We start from the raw sequence: 17,107 nt of genomic DNA, 5'->3' as shown, positions 1-17,107 counted from the left end.
GCAAGGCGGTCAGAACCAGTAATAGGGAACCTGGTAGTGATCGTAGATGCTTTCCTCGTGCTTGCGGTCCCGGTGCCAGCCCTCGTACCGGGCCGGGGCGCTTTCGGGCTGCTCCGGGGTGGTGCTGGTGCGAAAGCCACCCAGGCCGCTGCATTGACTGCGCGCCACATGTGCTAGGCTGGCAGCACCCCCGCCGAAGCGGCGGAAAGGAGGGCTGCCATGGCTTTCAGGTGTGCTGGAAAATGCGCTGGCCGGCTGCTGGCCGTGCTGCTGTTGTGCCTTGTGCCCGTGGCATTGATGGCGGAGCCGCCGCGGGCCGGGCTGATGTGGAACCGCACCGGGCTGCCGGCGGTGTTCCCCTTGCAGGTCAAGACGCCGGCGGGGGCGGATTATTACCTCACCCTCAGCGATGCGGAGACCGGAGAGGCGGCGCTGGCGGCCTATATCGCGGGCGGTGATTTCTTCAAGGTGCTGGTGCCGCCGGGGCGCTATGTGCTGCGCTTTGCCAGCGGGGAGGGCTGGCAGGGCGAGGATCAGCTGTTCGGGCCGGGCAACCAAACGCAGCAGTTCGAGCTGCCGCATGTGCTGGAATTTGCTATCCGCGGGGCGGGCGTCAAGGCCGGGCATCTGGTGACCCTGTCGCCGGATCTGCCGGGCGGCGGCCTGCAGGCGGCGGTGAAGGACCAGTACATCTGCCAGATCGCCAGTGTGGAGGGTGCGGAGCCGTTGCCTCGGCACTTGCAGGCAAGCCGCCCGTTCTGGCTGGGCGGCGATGCGCGTTCACGGGGAATACTGCATCTGCGGTGGCGGCTGGAACTGGGCGGGCCCCGGGCCGGAACGCCGCTGGAGCGGTGGCAGCGCAGTCTGTTTGTGCTGGGAAACCCGCTGCTGCCCCCGCGTCCTTCGGGGCTGGACAGCCGGGTCAAACAGCGGCCGCCGGCGCGGTTCCGGTCATATTCGGTGCGGTCGTTGTTCTGCGGCTGATTTGGCCACTGAAACAGGGGCTTATTCGCCGCCCCGGGCCTTGATCAGCCGGTCGGCCTTCTTGCGTACCAGCACGCTGCGCAAGTCGTGCATGGCCAGCAGCAGGGCGTCCGTGACCTCCTCCAGCTGCTCGTCCGTCGCACGGCTGTTGGCCCAATGGGCGGTGAGGTTCAGATGGTCGATGGCGCGGTGGATATCATCGACGTCGCGGGCGGCGAGGGTGGCGGTGCGGGCCTCCATCCAGGACTTGATCTCGGCAATATCCTGATCGCTGAGCTGGCGCTGGCCGTGCGGTTTGATCTCGCCGTTGCGGATGTTCACCACGGCGATCTGGTCCATCTCGATCCGCCGCTGGCGGTTCTCGGTGTCGACGCGGAAGACAAAAGCGCCGTTCTCGCGGACGCGGAAATAATACTCCGGCAGTTCGGCGCTCATGCCCTGTCTCCCGTTACTTGAGCGCGGCGCAGAAGGTCTGGATGCGGCGGCAGGCCTCCTCCAGCGCTGCATCCGAGGTGGCGTAGCTGACGCGGAAGTTCGGCGACAGTCCGAAGGCGGCGCCAAAGACCACGGCGACGTCGGCCTCTTCCAGCAGGGCGGTGGCGAAATCCTCATCCGTTTCAATGCGTTTGCCCGCGGGCGTGGTCTTGCCGATCAGACCGGCGATGGAGGGGTAAACATAAAATGCACCCTCGGGCGTGGGGCAGGAAACGCCGTCGATTTCCGACAGCATCGACACCACCAGATCGCGGCGGCGTTTGAAAATCTCGTTGTTGGAGGCGAGAAAGTCCTGGGTGCCGTTCAGTGCCTCCACAGCGGCCCACTGGCTGACCGAACAGGGGTTGGAGGTCGATTGAGACTGCACCTTGCGCATCGCCGCGATCAGCTTTTCCGGGCCCGCCGCATAGCCGATGCGCCAGCCGGTCATCGCATAGGCCTTGGACACGCCGTTGCAGGTGAGTGTGCGGTCATAAAGCGCCGGTTCGACCTGCGCGGGCGTGCAGAACTCGAACCCGTCATAGGCGAGGTGTTCATACATGTCGTCGGTCATCACCCAGACATGCGGGTGGCGCATCAGCACATCCGTCAGCGCCTTCAGCTCGTCCCAGCTGTAGCCCGCGCCGGTGGGGTTGGAGGGGGAGTTGAAGATGAACCATTTGGTCTTGGGGGTGATCGCGGCCTCCAGCTGATCGGCGGTCAGCTTGAAACTGGTCTGGATCGAGGTCTCGGCAATCACCGGCGTGCCGCCGGCCAGCAGCACCATGTCGGGGTAGGACACCCAGTAGGGAGCGGGAATCACCACCTCGTCACCCTCGTTCAGGGTGGCCATCAGCGCATTGTAAAGCGTCTGCTTGCCGCCGGTGCCGACCGAGACCTGGGCGGGCGTGTAATCGAGCCCGTGGTCGCGCTTCATCTTGGCGCAGACCGCCTGTTTCAGCTCCGGGATGCCGTCGGGGGCGGTGTATTTGGTCTTGCCCGCGGCAATGGCGGCAACGGCCGCGTCCTTGATGTTCTGCGGGGTGTCGAAATCCGGCTCGCCCGCGCTGAGACCGATGACGTCGCGTCCGGCTGCCTTCAGTTCGGCCGCCTTGGCCGTCATCGCGATGGTGGGTGACGGTTTGACACGGGATAAGGTCTCGGACAGGAAAGACATGGTCTGCGGCCTCGGTTTGTATGTTGCTCGCAACTGTCATAGGGTGCGGCTCGACGGCGATCAAGCCGCGTTCAAATGGGATTAGGAGAACTGGCAATGACGGAGCAGACTACAGACTGGTACGGCCCGGACGCAGCGACATTCGGCGACCGCGTTGCGGCCGCACGGGAAGCTGCCGGGATGACCCAGGGCCAGCTTGCGCGCCGGCTCGGGATCAAGAAATCCACCCTCAGCGCCTGGGAGCGCGACCTGGCTGAGCCGCGCGCCAACAAGCTGACCATGCTGGCCGGCATCCTGAACGTGTCGATGTCCTGGCTGCTGACCGGCGAAGGCGAAGGCATGTCGGAACCGGCGCCGCTGGAGCTGGAAGCCGGTGATTTTGCAAGCGTTCTGAACGAGTTGCGCGACCTGCGCAGCGAAATGCGCCAGAACGCGGAGCGGGCAGCGCGGCTGGAGAAGAAGCTGCGGACCCTGCTGCAGGTCAACGACAGCCAGGCCTCAGAGCCTGCTTGAGGCCGCGATGCAGGAAGACCGGACCATCCGTTTGAAGCGGCTGCAGATGCGCTCGATGCGCCGGGGTATCAAGGAAATGGATATCCTGCTGTCGGCCTTTGCAGCCGCGAATCTGGAGCAGATGGACGATGCGCAGCTGGATCTTTATGACCAGCTGCTGCACGAAAACGACCAGGATCTGTACCAGTGGGTGACCGGCCAGGCGGAGCCGCATGAGCGGTTCCGCGCACTGGTCGCAGACATAGCGCAAACGTACCAAAAATAATAAAATTCCGGCTTAACCGATTTTTCGGGAATTGTTGGCATCTTGTCTCAGAAGCAAATTCGAGTCGGAGATGCGAATGAGTATGGAAATGCCAATTGGCCAGACGGACCGCAAAGGTTTCATGACTGGCTACCTGGAGGCGCTGGCGCTTGTCGAGCGTCTCCACCGTCTGCTGCTGGATGTCATCAAGGACGAGTTTGAACGCGTCGGCGTGCTGGAAATCAATGCGGTTCAGGCGCTCTTGCTGTTCAACATCGGCGACAATGAGGTGACGGCCGGGGAACTGAAGACCCGCGGCTATTATCAGGGCAGCAATGTCAGCTACAACCTGAAGAAGCTGGTCGAGATGGGCTATATGCACCACCAGCGCTGCGAGATCGACCGCCGCTCGGTACGGGTGCGGCTGACCCAGCGCGGCCGGGAAATCCGCGATATCGTGTCGGCGCTGTTCTCCCGCCATGCCGAAGGGCTGGAAGGCAAGAACGTGATCTCGTCGGAAGGGATCGAGGATATTACCGCCTCGCTCAAGCGCGTCGAGCGCTACTGGTCGGATCAGATCCGCTATATCTACTAAGGCGCTGGCCGGGGGTCATCCCGGCGGGCAACGGGCCGCAAAAGCCGGCAAAGCACCGGCAGGCCAAAACGGGGCATGAGGGGAAACCGTGCTCCGGCTGTATTGAAGGGCAAAGCGCCGGGACCCGGACGGGGCCACGGCTGAAGGTTGCAGAAGTGACCGCCCTTGCTGCCGCGTGAGGATATTGCCTTGGGGCGGTTTGTCCCGCTGGAGCGGGAAATTGTTATTGGTTTGTGCTTTTCAGAAAACCGGAAGGCGGGATGTTGCACCGCCGCGCACGGACAGCACCACTCAGGCGCTGTGCCGGTTTTTTTCATTCTGGGGGGATACAGCCGCTGGCACCCGGAGCGTGGAGGTTGGCGCGCAGGTGGCCGGCTGAACTGATCCAGCTGCAGAGCACGGGCAGGCGCAAGGGCTCCGATGGGCTGCCTTTGGCGGCAGCAGGGTAGGACCGGGGCAGGGCGGTCAGCAGCCGGTTCCATTCCTCCACCTCACAGAATTACCTGCTTGGCGAACTCCTGTTCCACGACGCTGCGGATGAAGTCCGCAAGCTTCAGGTAGGCGGGCGGGCTGCCGCTGCTTCGGCGCCAGGCGAGGCCGGCCTGCCGGTAGAGCACCGGCTGCATGGGGACCACCGAGACATCGCCTTCTCCGCGTTTGACCTCCGACTCGACATAAAGCGCCGGCAGCAGGGTCGCCCCCATGCCGAGCGACACCATCTGGCGGAGCGCATCGAGGCTGGTGCCTTCGAAATCCTCGCGAAGGTTTGCCCCTGAAGCCGCGCTGAGGTGCGATACTTGGCGGCTCAGCGTGTAGGAGGGGTTCAGGCTGAGCAGGGTCTCCCCTTCAAGGTCCGCGGGCCGCACGCGTTCCCGGCCGACCAGGCGGTGGTCCCGCGCCACGGCCAGGCTCAGCGGCTCCCGGAACAGGAACGTGTGGCGGATGTCATCGCGCGGCACCGGCAGCTGGGTCAGGATCAGATCGTGCCGGCCCGCCAGCAGATCCTCGGTCAGCTCCCGCGGCGGGGCGTCGCGGATGACCAGCTTGAGATCCGGAAAGGACTGATGCAGCCGCCGCAGCACCCGCGGCAGCAGGTAAGGGCCGATGGTCGGCGACGAACCCAGCCGCAGGGTGCCCTCAAGCTGGTTTCCGGAGGCCCCTGCGGTCTGGCTGAGCCGGTCCACGTCCTGCAGGATCCTATCGGCCTGGGCTGCGGTGTCCCGGCCCGCCGGGGTCAGGATCAGGCCGCTGCGCCGCCGTTCAATCAGCCTAGTGTCCAGCGCCTTCTCCAGGGCGGCGATCTGGAGGCTGAGGGAAGGCTGGCTGATGCCCAGCTGCCGGGCGGCATTGCGGTACTGCAGGGCTTTGCTGAGCACGGCGAAATAGCGGAGCTGGCGCAGGGTGATCTCCGGCATATGCCGCCCTCCTTGGTGCAGGATTGGAAAAACCTATCTTAAAGCACAATAAGATTGGCTTTTCAAAAATCAACGCCTGCCCATGTAGAGAGCGTGGCCGCGGTGTGCCGCGTCGCCGGAGACCGGAAAAGGAGGCAATTGATGAAGAACAGTCCACGGGTAAAGGTTTTTTCGTTGCAGGTGAGGCTGGCCAAGCTGCGCCTGAAGCATCAGTCGCTGAAGGCGAAAATCGCCAAGGAGCTGAAACGCCCGTCGCCGTGCAGCATGATGCTGCAGGGGCTGAAGCGCCAGCGCCTGCGGACCAAGGATGAGATCATGCGCTGTCTGGGCCAGCTGCGCCGCAGCGGGCTGGCGGGCTTCCAGCAGCAATCCGCATAGGGAGGCGGCGGTGATGTTTCAGTATACCCATCCGCTCCGCGGTGCGGGCTTTATGCACAGCGCCGATCTGGACGACATGCGGGCGGCAATACTTGATGAGGGAGAAGAAGAGGACGATGACGGTCCCGATGGCGGCAGCCCCTTCATCGCCGAAAAGCGCGCGAGGGTGACGCTGACGTTCGGATACCGGACCCGCCGGGCCTGAGGGGCCGGACACAGGCGCATCCCGCGCCGCCGCATGACGCCCTCCGGTGCAAGCCGGAGGGCTGTTTCTTTTAAGATGTGCCATTCAGCGGCACGGGAGGCCCGAGGCTTGCCGACGGTTACCAGTGGCCGGTGTTTTCCATGCTCGCCCAGGGTTCAGCCGGGGCCAGCGACTCACCGTTCTGCAGCAGTTCGATCGAGACATTGTCGGGCGAGCGCACAAAAGCCATATGCCCGTCGCGCGGCGGCCGGTTGATGGTGACGCCGTTGTCCATCAGGTGCTGGCAGGCGGCATAGATATCGTCCACCCCATAGGCGAGATGGCCGAAATGGCGGCTGTCGCTAGGCAGCCCGTCGTCGCCGTCCCAGTTGTAGGTCAGCTCCAGCGGGGTTTCCTCCTGGCCCGGGGGTGCCATGAAGACCAGGGTGAAACGGCCCTGTTGGTTTTCCCAGCGGCGGGTCTCCTTGAGGCCCAGCAGCTCATAGAATGCCATGGATTTCTCCAGATCCTTCACCCGGACCATGGTGTGCAGATATTTGAGGGGCATGGGGGTCTCCTGTTATCGCTCCCGGGGACTTTAGCGGGGCGGCGCGCGAAGGCCAGCAAAAGCGCCGGGGCGCTCTCAGAATTTTGACTCGATCCCCAGCGAGATGGAGAACTCCGAGCTGTCGAAGCGGCTGTGGTTGGAGCTGCGCTTGCCGGCCCGGACCCGCAGCATGGGAGCAAAGCCTGCGTAGTCATAGTCCTGGAAGAACAGGTTCAGATCGGCATAGACGGAGTGATCCTGGCGGCCGCCGGGAATCGGCTGCCAGTCGGTGCCGTCGTAGAAGACGTGATCCGGGTAATTGGCGGTCCCCAGAATCAGGCCGGTGCTGATCGTGGCAGGGCCAACAGGCTGCCCGAAGGCATAGCCGACGCGGAACGTCGCACTCTGTCCTCTGGAGTTCACGCTTTCTGCCTGGGTGTCGCGCAAGCCAAGCGTGAAGCTCAGGCTGTCGCCGTTCTCGAGCTTGCGGGACAGCGACGCCCCGAGGCCGAAGACATCGGCCTCCAAGGTGGTCAGGCGGGGATCCAAGCGGTGTTCGGCACTGCCGTCGATGGTGAGGCGGCTGCGGGGGGAGAGCGCCCAGCTGCGGGCGGCGGACAATTTCGCGAGGTTGTAGTTTCTTTCGCCGCCGTACCAGGAGGTGGCGCCCGTCAGGGCGATCCGGGCGCTGCCGCCCTGTTCCGCCGGGCCGGCAGCGAAGGCGTGGCTGAGGGTGATCTCGCCATAGGTGGATCCGAATTCGGAGTTCCGCGGTACCGTGGTCCCGGTGCGGGCGGCAAGGTCTGCGGCCTTTGCCTTAGCGCTGGAGGAGAGGGCCACGCGCTGCACATAGAGCCGCCCGCTGAGCGTGGTCAGGCTGGTTTCGCTTTGCCGCAGGCGGCGGCCTATGCCGGCATCGAGGGTGCCGATGAGGCCGGACAGGGCAATCGCCCGAGGCCCGAACCTGTTTTCATGCGAAGACAGCCCGTCGATTTCCTGCGTGGCGGCATCGGACCCGTTGTTGACGTTGTTTGACGGCTTCAGACCGCCGCTCAGCCGGAAGGACCAGGGGCTGATGCGGCGCAGTGCCTGATAGTCCTTGGCGATCAGCTCTTCGGCTTTCCTGTCGGGGGCATAAACAGCCGTGCGGCGCAGCCAGTACTGCGACAGGACCGGGCTGCCGCCCTGAAAGGCCAGCCGCGAGGCGAGCTGCGCCATCTGGTACTTGGTGGCGCTGTCGGGGGCAAAGCGGAAGGCGCGGGCGGCGGACTTGCGGCCTTTTTCCGGCTGGCCGGTCTGCGCATAGGCGGCGGCCTGAAGATGCCAGGCCAGGTGGTTCTTGCTGTTTGCTTGCAGCAGGGATTGTGACAACTGAAGGGCCAGCTGCGGATTGCCGGAGTTCAGCGCATGCGCAGCCATAACCTGTCCCTGCTGGAGGGACAGATGCAGCTGTTGCCTGGGTGGTTCCTGAGCGTGCGGCTGGGCCGTTGCCAGGCCCAGCAACAAAAGTGCCGCTGCGGCCTTGCGCATGGTTTAAGGGTCAGGCTGGTTGCAGACCGGGTCTGGGCTGGCGCCATCGCAGGAGCCGAGAACAAAGACGCCGTATTCTTCAATCGGGACGTTGTTGCCTGAGAAGGCGCCGATATGTTCTGTAGCATGAACAGAACCTGCCACCGCTGCAGCATCCGTACCGGAAAACACGCCGCCGTACTCTCCGCGGGTCGTGACTCCCTGCCGAACTTCGCCAGCGAACGCGCCATTGGAATCAATGGTTGCATTCCAAAGGTCGAGATCCTCTACCGTTGTTCCTGGCTGGTCCGTGATCTGACGGTTGTAGATACGCCCTTTGACTTCGTTGTCCTGAGTGAAGTCCGCGTTGATGAAGATATCGCCGGTAACCTCCGCAGATTGTCCAGGAAGGATTTCGGAGGGGGTGCCTGATGTCGGTGTCAGCAGGTCGCCGCCGTCCCCATCGATGTTCAGCAAGCCGACATAAGTGCCTGCGTAGCTGACGATGCCGCCTGGGGTGGAGGTGTCCGGGGCATCAAAACCGCCAGTGCGTCCGTAAGTTGTGCCGCCCTGGTAAGTACCGAATTGCCCGCCGGTCACCACGACAGCTGCGAATCCGCCTTCGGCCTCGCGCACGTAAGCAGTCGAGTGCTCGGTCAGGGCATTGTCCTGTACGGTGTAAGCTTCGTACCCGCCACGGTCCAAAGCCGGCTTGCGTACATAGGTTGCGGTAAAGGGCGTTTCATCCAAGCCAACACCCGTGACGGTCAGGGTCTGGTTGTCTGGATCATAGGCCACGCTTTCGACATCGTTGGCCAATTCCGCTGCGATAGTGATCCCTGTATCCGGGTCGTCGGGGTCCGTCGTCGTGGTTGTGAACGGGTTGCCCCCGCCGCATGCGGACAGCGCGGACGCTGCCGCGATCCCTAGCCAAAAGCGCCTCATCTGCCTCTACCTCAATATCTTTTTTCGTTTTGCGCTACCTTCGGGCGGCGGCGGGGTAAAGTCAATTGAACAGTGCGGATTTGGGTGCAACCGTGGCGGATGCGCTACCTGTATGTAGGTTTGGTGCGGGTCGGGCGTGGCATATCTTGTGTGGCGGTGCGGGCGCCGCGGTAATTTTTACCCTTGGCGGCGGGCCAGGCAGCGGGTATTCCGGGCGTGATAGTCGGGTGAAAACCAGGGGGGCTTCATGCAGCAGTATCTGGATCAGCTACGCCACATTCTGGACAATGGCGTGCCGTCGGGCGACCGCACCGGCACCGGCACGCTGAGCTGTTTCGGGATGCAGGCGCGCTACAGCCTGGCGGACGGCTTTCCGCTGGTGACCACCAAGAAGCTGCATCTGCGCTCGATCATCCATGAGCTTTTGTGGTTTCTCTCCGGCGACACCAACATCCGCTACCTGAAGGAAAACGGCGTCTCGATCTGGGACGAATGGGCGGATGAGAACGGCGATCTGGGACCGGTCTACGGCCATCAATGGCGCCGGTTCCCCAAGCTGGAACCGCTGGAAGGCACCACCGGGGATGAGCCGCTTTACCGTGCCGGCAGCGTCGATCAGATCGCGGATCTGGTGGAGATGATCCGCAAGAGCCCCGACAGCCGCCGCCTGATCGTGTCTGCCTGGAACCCGGGTGACGTGCCCGACATGGCGCTGCCGCCCTGCCATACGCTGTGGCAGGTGCGGGTGGCGGGCGGCAAGATGCATCTGCAGCTGTACCAGCGTTCGGCCGACATGTTCCTGGGCGTGCCGTTCAACATCGCCTCCTATTCGCTGCTGCTGGCGATGCTGGCGCATGTAACCGGGTATGAGGCGGGGGATTTCGTGCACACGATGGGCGATGCGCATATCTATTCCAACCATGTGGAGCAGGTGCAGCTGCAGCTGTCGCGCACACCCAAGCCGCTGCCGCAGCTGCGCATCAAGCGGCAGGTCAGCTCGATCTTCGATTTCAAGTACGAGGATTTCGAGATCCTGAACTATGCCCCCGATCCGGCGATCAAGGCGCCGGTTGCGGTCTGATTTCAAAGGAAAACATCCATGATTACCCTGATCGCTGCGCGGGCGCGCAACGGGGCCATTGGCAAGGACAATGACATCCCCTGGCACGCGCCGGAGGATCTGAAGGCTTTTCAGCGTGAAACCCTGGGCGGCGCCATCATAATGGGCCGCAGGACCTGGGACAGCCTGCCGGTGAAGCCCTTGAAGAACCGGCTGAACCTGGTGGTGTCCGCGAACCCTGAGGCGGCGGAGACCGTGCTGCCGTCGGTCGAAGCGGCGGTGGAGGAGGCCTATGCGCAGGGGTGCCGGCGGATCTACGGGATTGGCGGCGAGCGGATCTACCGCGGGATGCTGGGCATGGCGGACCGGCTGCTGATCACCGAGGTGGATCTGGCCATAGCAGAGGCCGACGCCTTTTTCCCGGAGTTTGATCCGGACGAATGGATCAAGGCCGGTGAATCGGTTCTGAGGGAGAGCGATCCGGCCTGTGTGATGGTTGAGTACCTGCGGCGGGCCTGATGGGGGCGTAAAGCCCGGCCCGCGATTGCCTGCGCCCAGCCCAAGTCCGGGCGCAGTGCATAATCAATTGATCAAAGCGCCTTGAGTTCAGCTGCCATTTTCCGGCCGTCGCGGCCTTCGGACAGTTCGTAGCCGATCTTCATATTGTCGGCGAGGCCGGTCATGCCCGACCGCTCCACCGCTGAAATGTGCACAAACACATCCTTGCCGCCTTCATCGGGTTCAATAAACCCATACCCCTTGGTGGTGTTAAACCACTTCACGGTGCCGCTTGGCATTTCCCGTGTCTCCTTCTACTTTGCACTCTGCCTTGGGGGCCGCCCAGGGCATCCGGCCCGTTCCTTGCCAAATTTCAGCAGGGCGGGGCGGACAACCTTGAGTTTTACACGGGCCGGGCAAAAATCAAGAGAAACCGGTGAATTCTACCATAAATTGTATGCGCCCCGCCGCGGGGCAGTGGGGGAAGTATGAAAATCTACGGGCTGAAGACTTGCGATACCAGCCGTAAGGCATTGAAGAAGCTGCCGGATTCGGCTTTGATCGATATCCGCACGGATGGGCTGCCGGACGGCCTTTTGGAGGCGGCGTATGCACAATTCGGCGGCAAGCTGGTCAATACGCGCTCAACCACCTGGCGCGGGCTCAGCGAGGCGGAGCGGGGCGGCGAGCCGCTGGCACTGCTGCGGGCGCATCCGGCGCTGATGAAGCGGCCGCTGATCGACCGTGACGGGGAATTATTCCTGGGTTGGGATCAGAACGTGCGGGCCGCCCTTGGTGCCGCATGACCGGCTGACTATGTCGGTACGGCAGATTTTGGGAGATTGTAGATGCGCAACGCAGCCCTTGTTCTGGGGATCATTGCCGGGATTTTCGGCATGATTATAGGGTTTTTCGGCTATGGCTACACCGCTGCGGTCGAGCATTTCGGCGAGGTTGAAGGGCTGGCCGAACAGGTCGACAATGTGGAGCAGCTGCGGCTGCTGGCGGTGCTGTCGCCGCTGCTGGCAATTGCCGGCGGGGCAATGGCGCGGGCGCGTGCCCTGTGGGGCGGCGTGCTGCTGCTGGGGTCTGCTGCGGGCATGTATGCGGGCTTTGGCTTCAATGTCTTCACCATCTTCCCGATCAGCTTTGCCGCCACCGCCGGGCTGATGGCTATTGCCGCGGGCAAGCCGGATGAGCCCAAGGCGCATTTCTGACGCTTGACTGGGAGCATGAAAAAGGCGCCGCTGCCGGGGCAGGGCGCCTTGTTTCATTTCCGGCCGGGCGGGTCAGGCTGCGGCGGGCTTGGCCAGCCGCCGCAGCAGGGCGTCAACGGACAGCGGGCCTGCGCCCTTGATCACCAGCACCAGCAGCAGGAAGGTCCACATCACGCGCTGGTCGATCAGCCCGATGCTGTTGTCGAACAGGCCGCCGAGCTTGACGCCGTGGCCGGTGACATCGACGAGGGTCTGCACCCAGATGAACCCGATGGTGCCAAGCGCGGCCAGGCGGGTCAGAAGGCCAACCAGGATCAGCGCGGGCAGCACGTATTCGGCCACGGTGCCGGCAAAAATCACCAGGCGCTGGAAGATGTTCATCTGCGAGACGTCATAGAGGACTTCCTCTGCCGCCTTGGGGAAAATCTGCCCGAAAGCGCCGGCCGAGGGCGTGAAGATCGAGCCGTCGATCTTCAGCCCGGCGGAGTTCCAGTAGTAGACCAGCAGGACGGCCGCAAAGACCAGCCGTGCCAGGGTCGGGACCAGGAAGCCCGACAGATCGTCGGCCTTGCCGGTGATGGAATAGTACTTGGAGACTAGTGCGTGCATGGTCTTACCCTTTGCTGTCCAGACCGGTTACTGCGCCGCCCTGCAACAGCAGGGCCAGCGTGGCACCCAGGTCGAATGCTTCGTCTTCGGCAGCGGCTTGTTCCATCGCCTCGCCGATGGTGGCGCCCGCCATCAGGGCGCCAGCCCAGACCGCGCCGGCGGGCGGCAGGACCTGGGGAATGGGGTCGAATTCGGGGCGGGTGATCAGCACGTCCTGGGCCTGGGCTTCAGGCTTGGGCGCGCCGTCCTCGGTGTTGTACCGCCATATGCCGTGAATGGGCCAGGGCGAGCGCAACACCTGTACCGCCGGTGCCAGCGCCAGCCGGGTGTTCAGCAGTGTGTCCGGCGGCAGGGCGCCTAGCGCTTCCGGCGCAATGGGGGCGGCATCGGCGGCGTGGTAGGCGCGGCGCAGGGCCAGCTCCAGCCGGGCCACGTCCCCCAGGTAGCCGAGGTGGCGGAGCTGCTCCATGCCCTCCAGGAAGGCCGGGAAATGCTCGCCATAGAACATCATCAGCGGTGAAGAGGGCGGGTGGCGGCGCAGGTAGATGCCGGCCAGCCCGTCCATGTTCTGCTTGCCCAGAAGCTTGGCAATCACCGGAAAGGCGCTGTGCATCGCCTCGGTCAGCGAGACCGCGACATTGTTGCGGTAGACGCTGAAGCGACGGCCCGCGGGTTCGCCGAGGTGGTCGGTGAGCCCGTCCGGCACCGGCTGGCCCGCATCCATCATGGCGCGGGTGAAGTCTGCCTGCGAAACACTCATGCCGGGATGCGCTCCAGCGCGGTTGCGGCGCGGGCGGCTTCGGCCTCCAGCACCGGCCAGTCCGGCACGTCGTTATCCCATTCGATCAGCACCGGCCTGGGGCCGGACTTGGCGAGGGTGTAATCCAGCAGCGCCCAGACCGGGTCCACAACCTTGCGCCCGTGGCTGTCGATCAAGAGCGGGCGGCCGTGGCCGTCCTCATTCTCGTCATGGCCGCCCAGGTGGATTTCACCGACCTTGTCCAGCGGGAAGGCGTCGATGTAGCCCTGGGGGGAGAAATCCAGATTGGTGGCCGAGACAAAGACGTTGTTCACGTCCAGCAGCAGCCCGCAGCCGGTGCGGCGGGAGATTTCCGCCAGGAACTCCGGCTCGGACCAGGTGCTCTCGGCAAAGGCGAGGTAGCTGGAGGGGTTCTCCAGCAGCATCCGCCGCCCGATGGTGTCCTGCAATTGGTCAACATGCTCGCAGATCCGCTGCAGGCTGGCGTCCGTGTAGGGCAGCGGCAGCAGGTCGTTGTAGAAGTGGCTGTCGTGGGTGGACCAGGCCAGATGCTCGGAGAAGCTGGCCGGATTCAGCCAGCCCACCAGATGCTTGAGCCGGGCGAGGTGGTCGGTGTCCAGCGGCCCTTCGCCGCCGATCGACAGGCCGACGCCATGCACCGACATGGCAAAACGTTCGGAGAGATGGCGCAGCTGCGCGAGCGGCCGCCCGCCGTCGCCCATATAGTTTTCCGCGTGGATTTCCAGCCATTTGACAGCGCCGGGGTCCGCGGTGATCTGGGCAAAATGCTGCGGCTTGTAGCCAACGCCGGGGGCGGAAGGCAGCTTGTCATGTGCAGCGGCGTCAAGCATGGCGGGTCCTGTGTCCGGGTGCAAAAGGGGCGGGAAGTCGCACTCCCGCCCCCGAATTCCAGCGGCAATTATGCCGGCAGGTCACGCTCCAGCGGCTCCAGCGAGCCCTTGCGCTCGGTGCCGTCTGCCGTGGCCGGCAGTTCCATGCCTTCGCAGGTGCCTGCGTCAACCAGGGTCCAGGCGTTGCCCTGGTAGTCGACGGTCGAGGTGCCTGCGCAAGTGGTGCCGGGACCCGCGGCGCAGTCGTTCTGGCCTGCCAGCGACACGCCATAGCACTTTTCCTTGGTGCCGGCGGCGGCAGGGATGGTGGAAGCTGCGGTCAGCGCCGCGGCAACGGCACCTGCAACGGCCAGGGATTTTGCGGTGTTCGACATCTCGTGAATTCCTTTCGGTTCTACATGCGGTGTCGTGATGACAGGAAAACACTAACCCGAGGTTCGCTGGACTTTAAGTCACGAGGCCGTGTCTCACATCCGCGTCAGAGCATGTGACCCGCGCGGGGGCCGAAAGGATGCGCAAGAGTATGTTTTTAAGGGTTTTTGGAGGGGTTTGAAACAAAACGGCCCCCGGGTGGGGGCCGCTGGCGTTCAAATTGGCAGGAATTGTTACAGAAGATCCGGCGGGGTGGCTTCCACCGCCAGCGCCTTTGTAACATTTTCGAGGCTTTCGACTTTGGTCTGCTTCTCGCCGAGACGGCGTACGGAGACAGTGCGCTCCTCCACCTCGCGGTGGCCGACGGCGAGAATGACCGGCACCTTGCCCACAGAATGCTCGCGGACCTTGTAGTTGATCTTCTCGTTGCGGATGTCGGCCTCGGCGCGGACGCCAGCCTTCTTCAGCTCGGCGACAACCTCCTGCACGTAATCGTCGGCCTCCGAGGTGATCGAGGCGACCACCACCTGGCGTGGCGCCAGCCAGAACGGCAGCTTGCCGGCGTGCTCCTCGATCAGGATGCCGATGAAGCGCTCGAAGCTGCCCAGCGTCGCGCGGTGCAGCATGACCGGGCGGTGCTTGGCGCCGTCGGCGCCGATATAGGTGGCGTCCAGGCGTTCCGGCAGCACGAAGTCTACCTGATGGGTGCCGCACTGCCAGTCGCGGCCGATGGCGTCGGTCAGAACGAACTCCAGCTTCGGCCCGTAAAAGGCGCCTTCACCCGGGTTCAGTTCCGGCTCGATGCCAGCAGCGCGGGTGGCGGACAACAGCGCGGCCTCTGCCTTGTCCCAGACCTCATCCGAGCCGGCGCGGGTGTCCGGCCGGTCGGAGAACTTGACCGAGAATTTCTCGAAGCCCAGATCCTTGTAGATCGTCGACAGGAAGTCGATGAAGGTGGCGGTTTCGGATTCGATCTGGTCTTCCGAGCAGAAGATATGCGCGTCGTCCTGAGTAAAGCCGCGCACCCGCATGATGCCGTGCAGCGCGCCCGAAGGCTCATACCGGTTGCAGGAGCCGAATTCGGCCATGCGCAGCGGCAGGTCACGGTAAGACTTGAGGCCCTGCTTGAAGATTTCCACGTGGCAGGGGCAGTTCATCGGCTTTAGCGCGTTCACAGCCTTTTCGCGGGCGTGCTCCTCGTCCACTTCGACGATGAACATGTTTTCCTGGTATTTGTCCCAGTGGCCAGAGCGTTCCCACAGCTTGCGGTCAACAACCTGCGGGGTGTTCACTTCTACATAGCCGCCCTTGCGCTGCTGGCGGCGCATGTAGTCCTGCAGCTGGGTGTAGACGGTCCAGCCGTTCGGGTGCCAGAAGATCTGGCCCGGCGCCTCTTCCTGCATGTGGAACAGGTCCATCTCGCGGCCCAGCTTGCGGTGGTCGCGCTTGGCGGCCTCTTCCAGCATGGTGAGGTGGGCTTTCAGCTTCTCCTTGCCGGTGAAGGCAACGCCGTAGATCCGCTGCAGCATGGCGCGGGAACTGTCGCCGCGCCAGTAGGCGCCTGCGATGCTCATCAGCTTGAATGCATCGCCCGGCAGCTGGCCGGTGTGCTGCAGGTGCGGGCCGCGGCAGAGGTCCTGCCAGTCGCCGTGCCAGTACATGCGCAGCGGCTCATCACCCGGGATGCTTTCGATCAGCTCGACCTTATAGGGCTCGTTGTTGTCGGTGTAATGCTGGATCGCGCGGTCGCGCTCCCACACCTCGGTGCGGACCTCATCACGCTTGTTGATGATTTCCTTCATCTTTTTTTCGATGGCGCCGAGGTCTTCGGGGGTGAAGGGTTCCGCGCGGTCGAAGTCGTAGTACCAGCCGTTTTCGATCACCGGGCCGATGGTGACCTTGGTGTCGGGCCAGATTTCCTGCACCGCACGCGCCATCACATGCGCCAGGTCGTGGCGGATCAGCTCGTTGGCCTGGACCTCGTCCTTCATGGTGTGGATGGCGATGGTGGCGTCCGCATCGATCGGCCACTGCAGGTCCCAGTGCTGATCGTTGACGGTGGCGGAGATGGCCTTTTTGGCCAGCGAGGTGGAAATGCTGGAAGCCACCTGCGCGGGGGTTACGCCTGCGTCATAGGATCGTGCATTGCCATCGGGAAAGGTGAGAGAGATTTGGGCCATTGGCTGGCTGCTCCTCGTCGGTTTGGCGCCCACTGAACGCCCGGTTGCGGGTATGAGTTTGGTCCGCGCGTTGTGCGGCCAATACGAGGGCAAGTCAAGGCGGCTTTGCATGTGATTGTAATTGCGCCGGAAAATCCGGTTGTGTGCCTGTGCATGCGATTGCACATATGTGTATACTGGTAAGTAATTGAAAAATAACAAAAAATAACTTGCCATGCGCGGTGGGGCGGGGCAGGGTGGCCGAAATCAGTAGCCTAAGGACATACCAGGAGTGTTCCGATGACCCGCCCGAACCCGAGCTTTGACCTGACGGTTGAAGATGTGGACCTGATTGAAACCGCGCTGTGCCAGTCCCGGGAAATCCTGTCGCAGCGCCATCTCTCTTATGAGCATTGCGCGCATATCGAGGGCGGGGCGAGCCAGGAGAAGGCGGTGCGGACCGGGGAGACACTGGGCCGGATCCAGGACCTGCTCGGGCGCTTGAAAAGTCAGAAGTCCGCCGGCAGCCCAGCGGCAGCCCTGTCATGAGGCTGCCAGCTGGTGTTTGCCGGTCTGGTCCTTGAATTTCAGGCCGGCGAGGGGCCGGCCCCTCGCG

The 17,107-nt window shown here is 63.7% G+C and carries 24 protein-coding genes; 11 read left to right on the top strand and 13 right to left on the bottom strand.

The genetic code is table 11. The features are described 5' to 3' along the window. Positions 1 to 9: 9 nt before the first annotated feature. On the bottom strand, positions 10 to 168 hold the full coding sequence (locus tag ACFMBG_RS06350) for a hypothetical protein (protein WP_421053863.1): 159 nt from the start codon (positions 166 to 168) through the stop codon (positions 10 to 12). 51 nt (positions 169 to 219) lie between these two features. Here ACFMBG_RS06350 and ACFMBG_RS06345 point away from each other — a divergent pair, with 51 nt between their 5' ends. After that, a complete protein-coding gene (locus ACFMBG_RS06345; RefSeq protein WP_421053862.1) occupies positions 220 to 984 on the top strand; it encodes a hypothetical protein in 765 nt (254 codons plus the stop codon). Positions 985 to 1,005: 21 nt separating this feature from the next. On the opposite strand, the gene ACFMBG_RS06340 is transcribed toward ACFMBG_RS06345, so the two are convergent. Beyond that, positions 1,006 to 1,419 carry a hypothetical protein gene (locus tag ACFMBG_RS06340; RefSeq protein ID WP_421053861.1) on the bottom strand — a complete coding sequence of 138 codons (414 nt, stop codon included), beginning with the start codon at positions 1,417 to 1,419 and terminating at the stop codon, positions 1,006 to 1,008. 13 nt (positions 1,420 to 1,432) lie between these two features. Beyond that, the gene (locus ACFMBG_RS06335) at positions 1,433 to 2,635 is read right to left on the bottom strand and encodes a pyridoxal phosphate-dependent aminotransferase (RefSeq protein WP_421053860.1); all 1,203 of its coding nucleotides are present in this window, start codon (positions 2,633 to 2,635) and stop codon (positions 1,433 to 1,435) included. 96 nt (positions 2,636 to 2,731) lie between these two features. Here ACFMBG_RS06335 and ACFMBG_RS06330 point away from each other — a divergent pair, with 96 nt between their 5' ends. The 3 genes from ACFMBG_RS06330 (at position 2,732) to ACFMBG_RS06320 (ending at position 3,987) form a co-directional block, all read left to right on the top strand. Next, complete coding sequence (locus ACFMBG_RS06330; RefSeq protein ID WP_421053859.1) at positions 2,732 to 3,148, top strand: helix-turn-helix domain-containing protein; 417 nt, start codon at positions 2,732 to 2,734, stop codon at positions 3,146 to 3,148. A gap of 7 nt (positions 3,149 to 3,155) precedes the next feature. Next, the gene (locus ACFMBG_RS06325) at positions 3,156 to 3,413 is read left to right on the top strand and encodes a succinate dehydrogenase assembly factor 2 (protein WP_421053858.1); all 258 of its coding nucleotides are present in this window, start codon (positions 3,156 to 3,158) and stop codon (positions 3,411 to 3,413) included. Positions 3,414 to 3,489: 76 nt separating this feature from the next. After that, positions 3,490 to 3,987 carry a MarR family winged helix-turn-helix transcriptional regulator gene (locus tag ACFMBG_RS06320; protein ID WP_193748761.1) on the top strand — a complete coding sequence of 166 codons (498 nt, stop codon included), beginning with the start codon at positions 3,490 to 3,492 and terminating at the stop codon, positions 3,985 to 3,987. Between the two features lie 491 nt (positions 3,988 to 4,478). Here the strand turns inward: ACFMBG_RS06320 and ACFMBG_RS06315 are convergent, their stop codons facing one another. Further along, positions 4,479 to 5,402, bottom strand: coding sequence for a hydrogen peroxide-inducible genes activator (locus tag ACFMBG_RS06315; protein ID WP_421053857.1), 924 nt, complete (start codon positions 5,400 to 5,402; stop codon positions 4,479 to 4,481). Positions 5,403 to 5,543: 141 nt separating this feature from the next. Here ACFMBG_RS06315 and ACFMBG_RS06310 point away from each other — a divergent pair, with 141 nt between their 5' ends. Both ACFMBG_RS06310 and ACFMBG_RS06305 read left to right on the top strand, forming a co-directional pair. After that, entirely contained in the window at positions 5,544 to 5,780 is a 237-nt protein-coding gene (locus tag ACFMBG_RS06310; protein WP_421053856.1) for a YdcH family protein, read from the top strand. Positions 5,781 to 5,793: 13 nt separating this feature from the next. Further along, complete coding sequence (locus tag ACFMBG_RS06305; RefSeq protein WP_421053855.1) at positions 5,794 to 5,985, top strand: hypothetical protein; 192 nt, start codon at positions 5,794 to 5,796, stop codon at positions 5,983 to 5,985. Between the two features lie 118 nt (positions 5,986 to 6,103). On the opposite strand, the gene ACFMBG_RS06300 is transcribed toward ACFMBG_RS06305, so the two are convergent. The 3 genes from ACFMBG_RS06300 to ACFMBG_RS06290 form a co-directional block, all read right to left on the bottom strand. Then, a complete protein-coding gene (locus ACFMBG_RS06300) occupies positions 6,104 to 6,532 on the bottom strand; it encodes a VOC family protein (RefSeq protein ID WP_421053854.1) in 429 nt (142 codons plus the stop codon). A 75-nt stretch (positions 6,533 to 6,607) separates the two neighbouring features. Continuing rightward, complete coding sequence (locus ACFMBG_RS06295) at positions 6,608 to 7,930, bottom strand: hypothetical protein (RefSeq protein ID WP_421053853.1); 1,323 nt, start codon at positions 7,928 to 7,930, stop codon at positions 6,608 to 6,610. A gap of 114 nt (positions 7,931 to 8,044) precedes the next feature. Continuing rightward, on the bottom strand, positions 8,045 to 8,965 hold the full coding sequence (locus tag ACFMBG_RS06290) for a thymidylate synthase (RefSeq protein WP_421053852.1): 921 nt from the start codon (positions 8,963 to 8,965) through the stop codon (positions 8,045 to 8,047). A 247-nt stretch (positions 8,966 to 9,212) separates the two neighbouring features. Here ACFMBG_RS06290 and ACFMBG_RS06285 point away from each other — a divergent pair, with 247 nt between their 5' ends. After that, positions 9,213 to 10,046 (top strand): thymidylate synthase, encoded by an 834-nt coding sequence (locus tag ACFMBG_RS06285; protein WP_421053851.1) that lies wholly within the window; start codon positions 9,213 to 9,215, stop codon positions 10,044 to 10,046. Positions 10,047 to 10,064: 18 nt separating this feature from the next. After that, positions 10,065 to 10,544, top strand: a complete 480-nt coding sequence (locus tag ACFMBG_RS06280; protein WP_421053850.1) for a dihydrofolate reductase — start codon at positions 10,065 to 10,067, stop codon at positions 10,542 to 10,544. Positions 10,545 to 10,615: 71 nt separating this feature from the next. Here the strand turns inward: ACFMBG_RS06280 and ACFMBG_RS06275 are convergent, their stop codons facing one another. Next, a complete protein-coding gene (locus tag ACFMBG_RS06275; RefSeq protein ID WP_008555379.1) occupies positions 10,616 to 10,822 on the bottom strand; it encodes a cold-shock protein in 207 nt (68 codons plus the stop codon). A 189-nt stretch (positions 10,823 to 11,011) separates the two neighbouring features. On the opposite strand from ACFMBG_RS06275, the gene ACFMBG_RS06270 reads away from it, so the two are divergent. Next, positions 11,012 to 11,329 carry an arsenate reductase family protein gene (locus tag ACFMBG_RS06270; protein WP_421053849.1) on the top strand — a complete coding sequence of 106 codons (318 nt, stop codon included), beginning with the start codon at positions 11,012 to 11,014 and terminating at the stop codon, positions 11,327 to 11,329. A 42-nt stretch (positions 11,330 to 11,371) separates the two neighbouring features. Beyond that, complete coding sequence (locus ACFMBG_RS06265; protein ID WP_421053848.1) at positions 11,372 to 11,740, top strand: hypothetical protein; 369 nt, start codon at positions 11,372 to 11,374, stop codon at positions 11,738 to 11,740. A gap of 72 nt (positions 11,741 to 11,812) precedes the next feature. Here the strand turns inward: ACFMBG_RS06265 and ACFMBG_RS06260 are convergent, their stop codons facing one another. The 5 genes from ACFMBG_RS06260 to thrS form a co-directional block, all read right to left on the bottom strand. Beyond that, positions 11,813 to 12,349, bottom strand: coding sequence for a DoxX family protein (locus tag ACFMBG_RS06260; protein ID WP_421053847.1), 537 nt, complete (start codon positions 12,347 to 12,349; stop codon positions 11,813 to 11,815). A gap of 4 nt (positions 12,350 to 12,353) precedes the next feature. Continuing rightward, positions 12,354 to 13,109 (bottom strand): HvfC/BufC N-terminal domain-containing protein, encoded by a 756-nt coding sequence (locus tag ACFMBG_RS06255; RefSeq protein ID WP_421053846.1) that lies wholly within the window; start codon positions 13,107 to 13,109, stop codon positions 12,354 to 12,356. Continuing rightward, positions 13,106 to 13,960: an MNIO family bufferin maturase gene (gene bufB / locus ACFMBG_RS06250; protein ID WP_421053845.1), complete on the bottom strand. Its 855-nt coding sequence runs from the start codon at positions 13,958 to 13,960 to the stop codon at positions 13,106 to 13,108. Before bufB ends, ACFMBG_RS06255 begins: the two co-directional genes overlap by 4 nt. A gap of 68 nt (positions 13,961 to 14,028) precedes the next feature. After that, positions 14,029 to 14,334: a BufA1 family periplasmic bufferin-type metallophore gene (locus tag ACFMBG_RS06245; RefSeq protein ID WP_421053844.1), complete on the bottom strand. Its 306-nt coding sequence runs from the start codon at positions 14,332 to 14,334 to the stop codon at positions 14,029 to 14,031. A gap of 231 nt (positions 14,335 to 14,565) precedes the next feature. After that, positions 14,566 to 16,512, bottom strand: a complete 1,947-nt coding sequence (gene thrS / locus ACFMBG_RS06240) for a threonine--tRNA ligase (RefSeq protein WP_421053843.1) — start codon at positions 16,510 to 16,512, stop codon at positions 14,566 to 14,568. Between the two features lie 279 nt (positions 16,513 to 16,791). Here thrS and ACFMBG_RS06235 point away from each other — a divergent pair, with 279 nt between their 5' ends. Further along, positions 16,792 to 17,040: a hypothetical protein gene (locus tag ACFMBG_RS06235; protein WP_421053842.1), complete on the top strand. Its 249-nt coding sequence runs from the start codon at positions 16,792 to 16,794 to the stop codon at positions 17,038 to 17,040. Positions 17,041 to 17,107 lie beyond the last annotated feature (67 nt).

It is taken from the genome of Leisingera coralii (genome assembly GCF_049056525.1).
Lineage (GTDB): Bacteria > Pseudomonadota > Alphaproteobacteria > Rhodobacterales > Rhodobacteraceae > Leisingera > Leisingera coralii.
The sequence above is the reverse complement of the archived record's forward strand: the minus strand, read 5'-3'. Positions and strand labels throughout refer to the sequence as shown.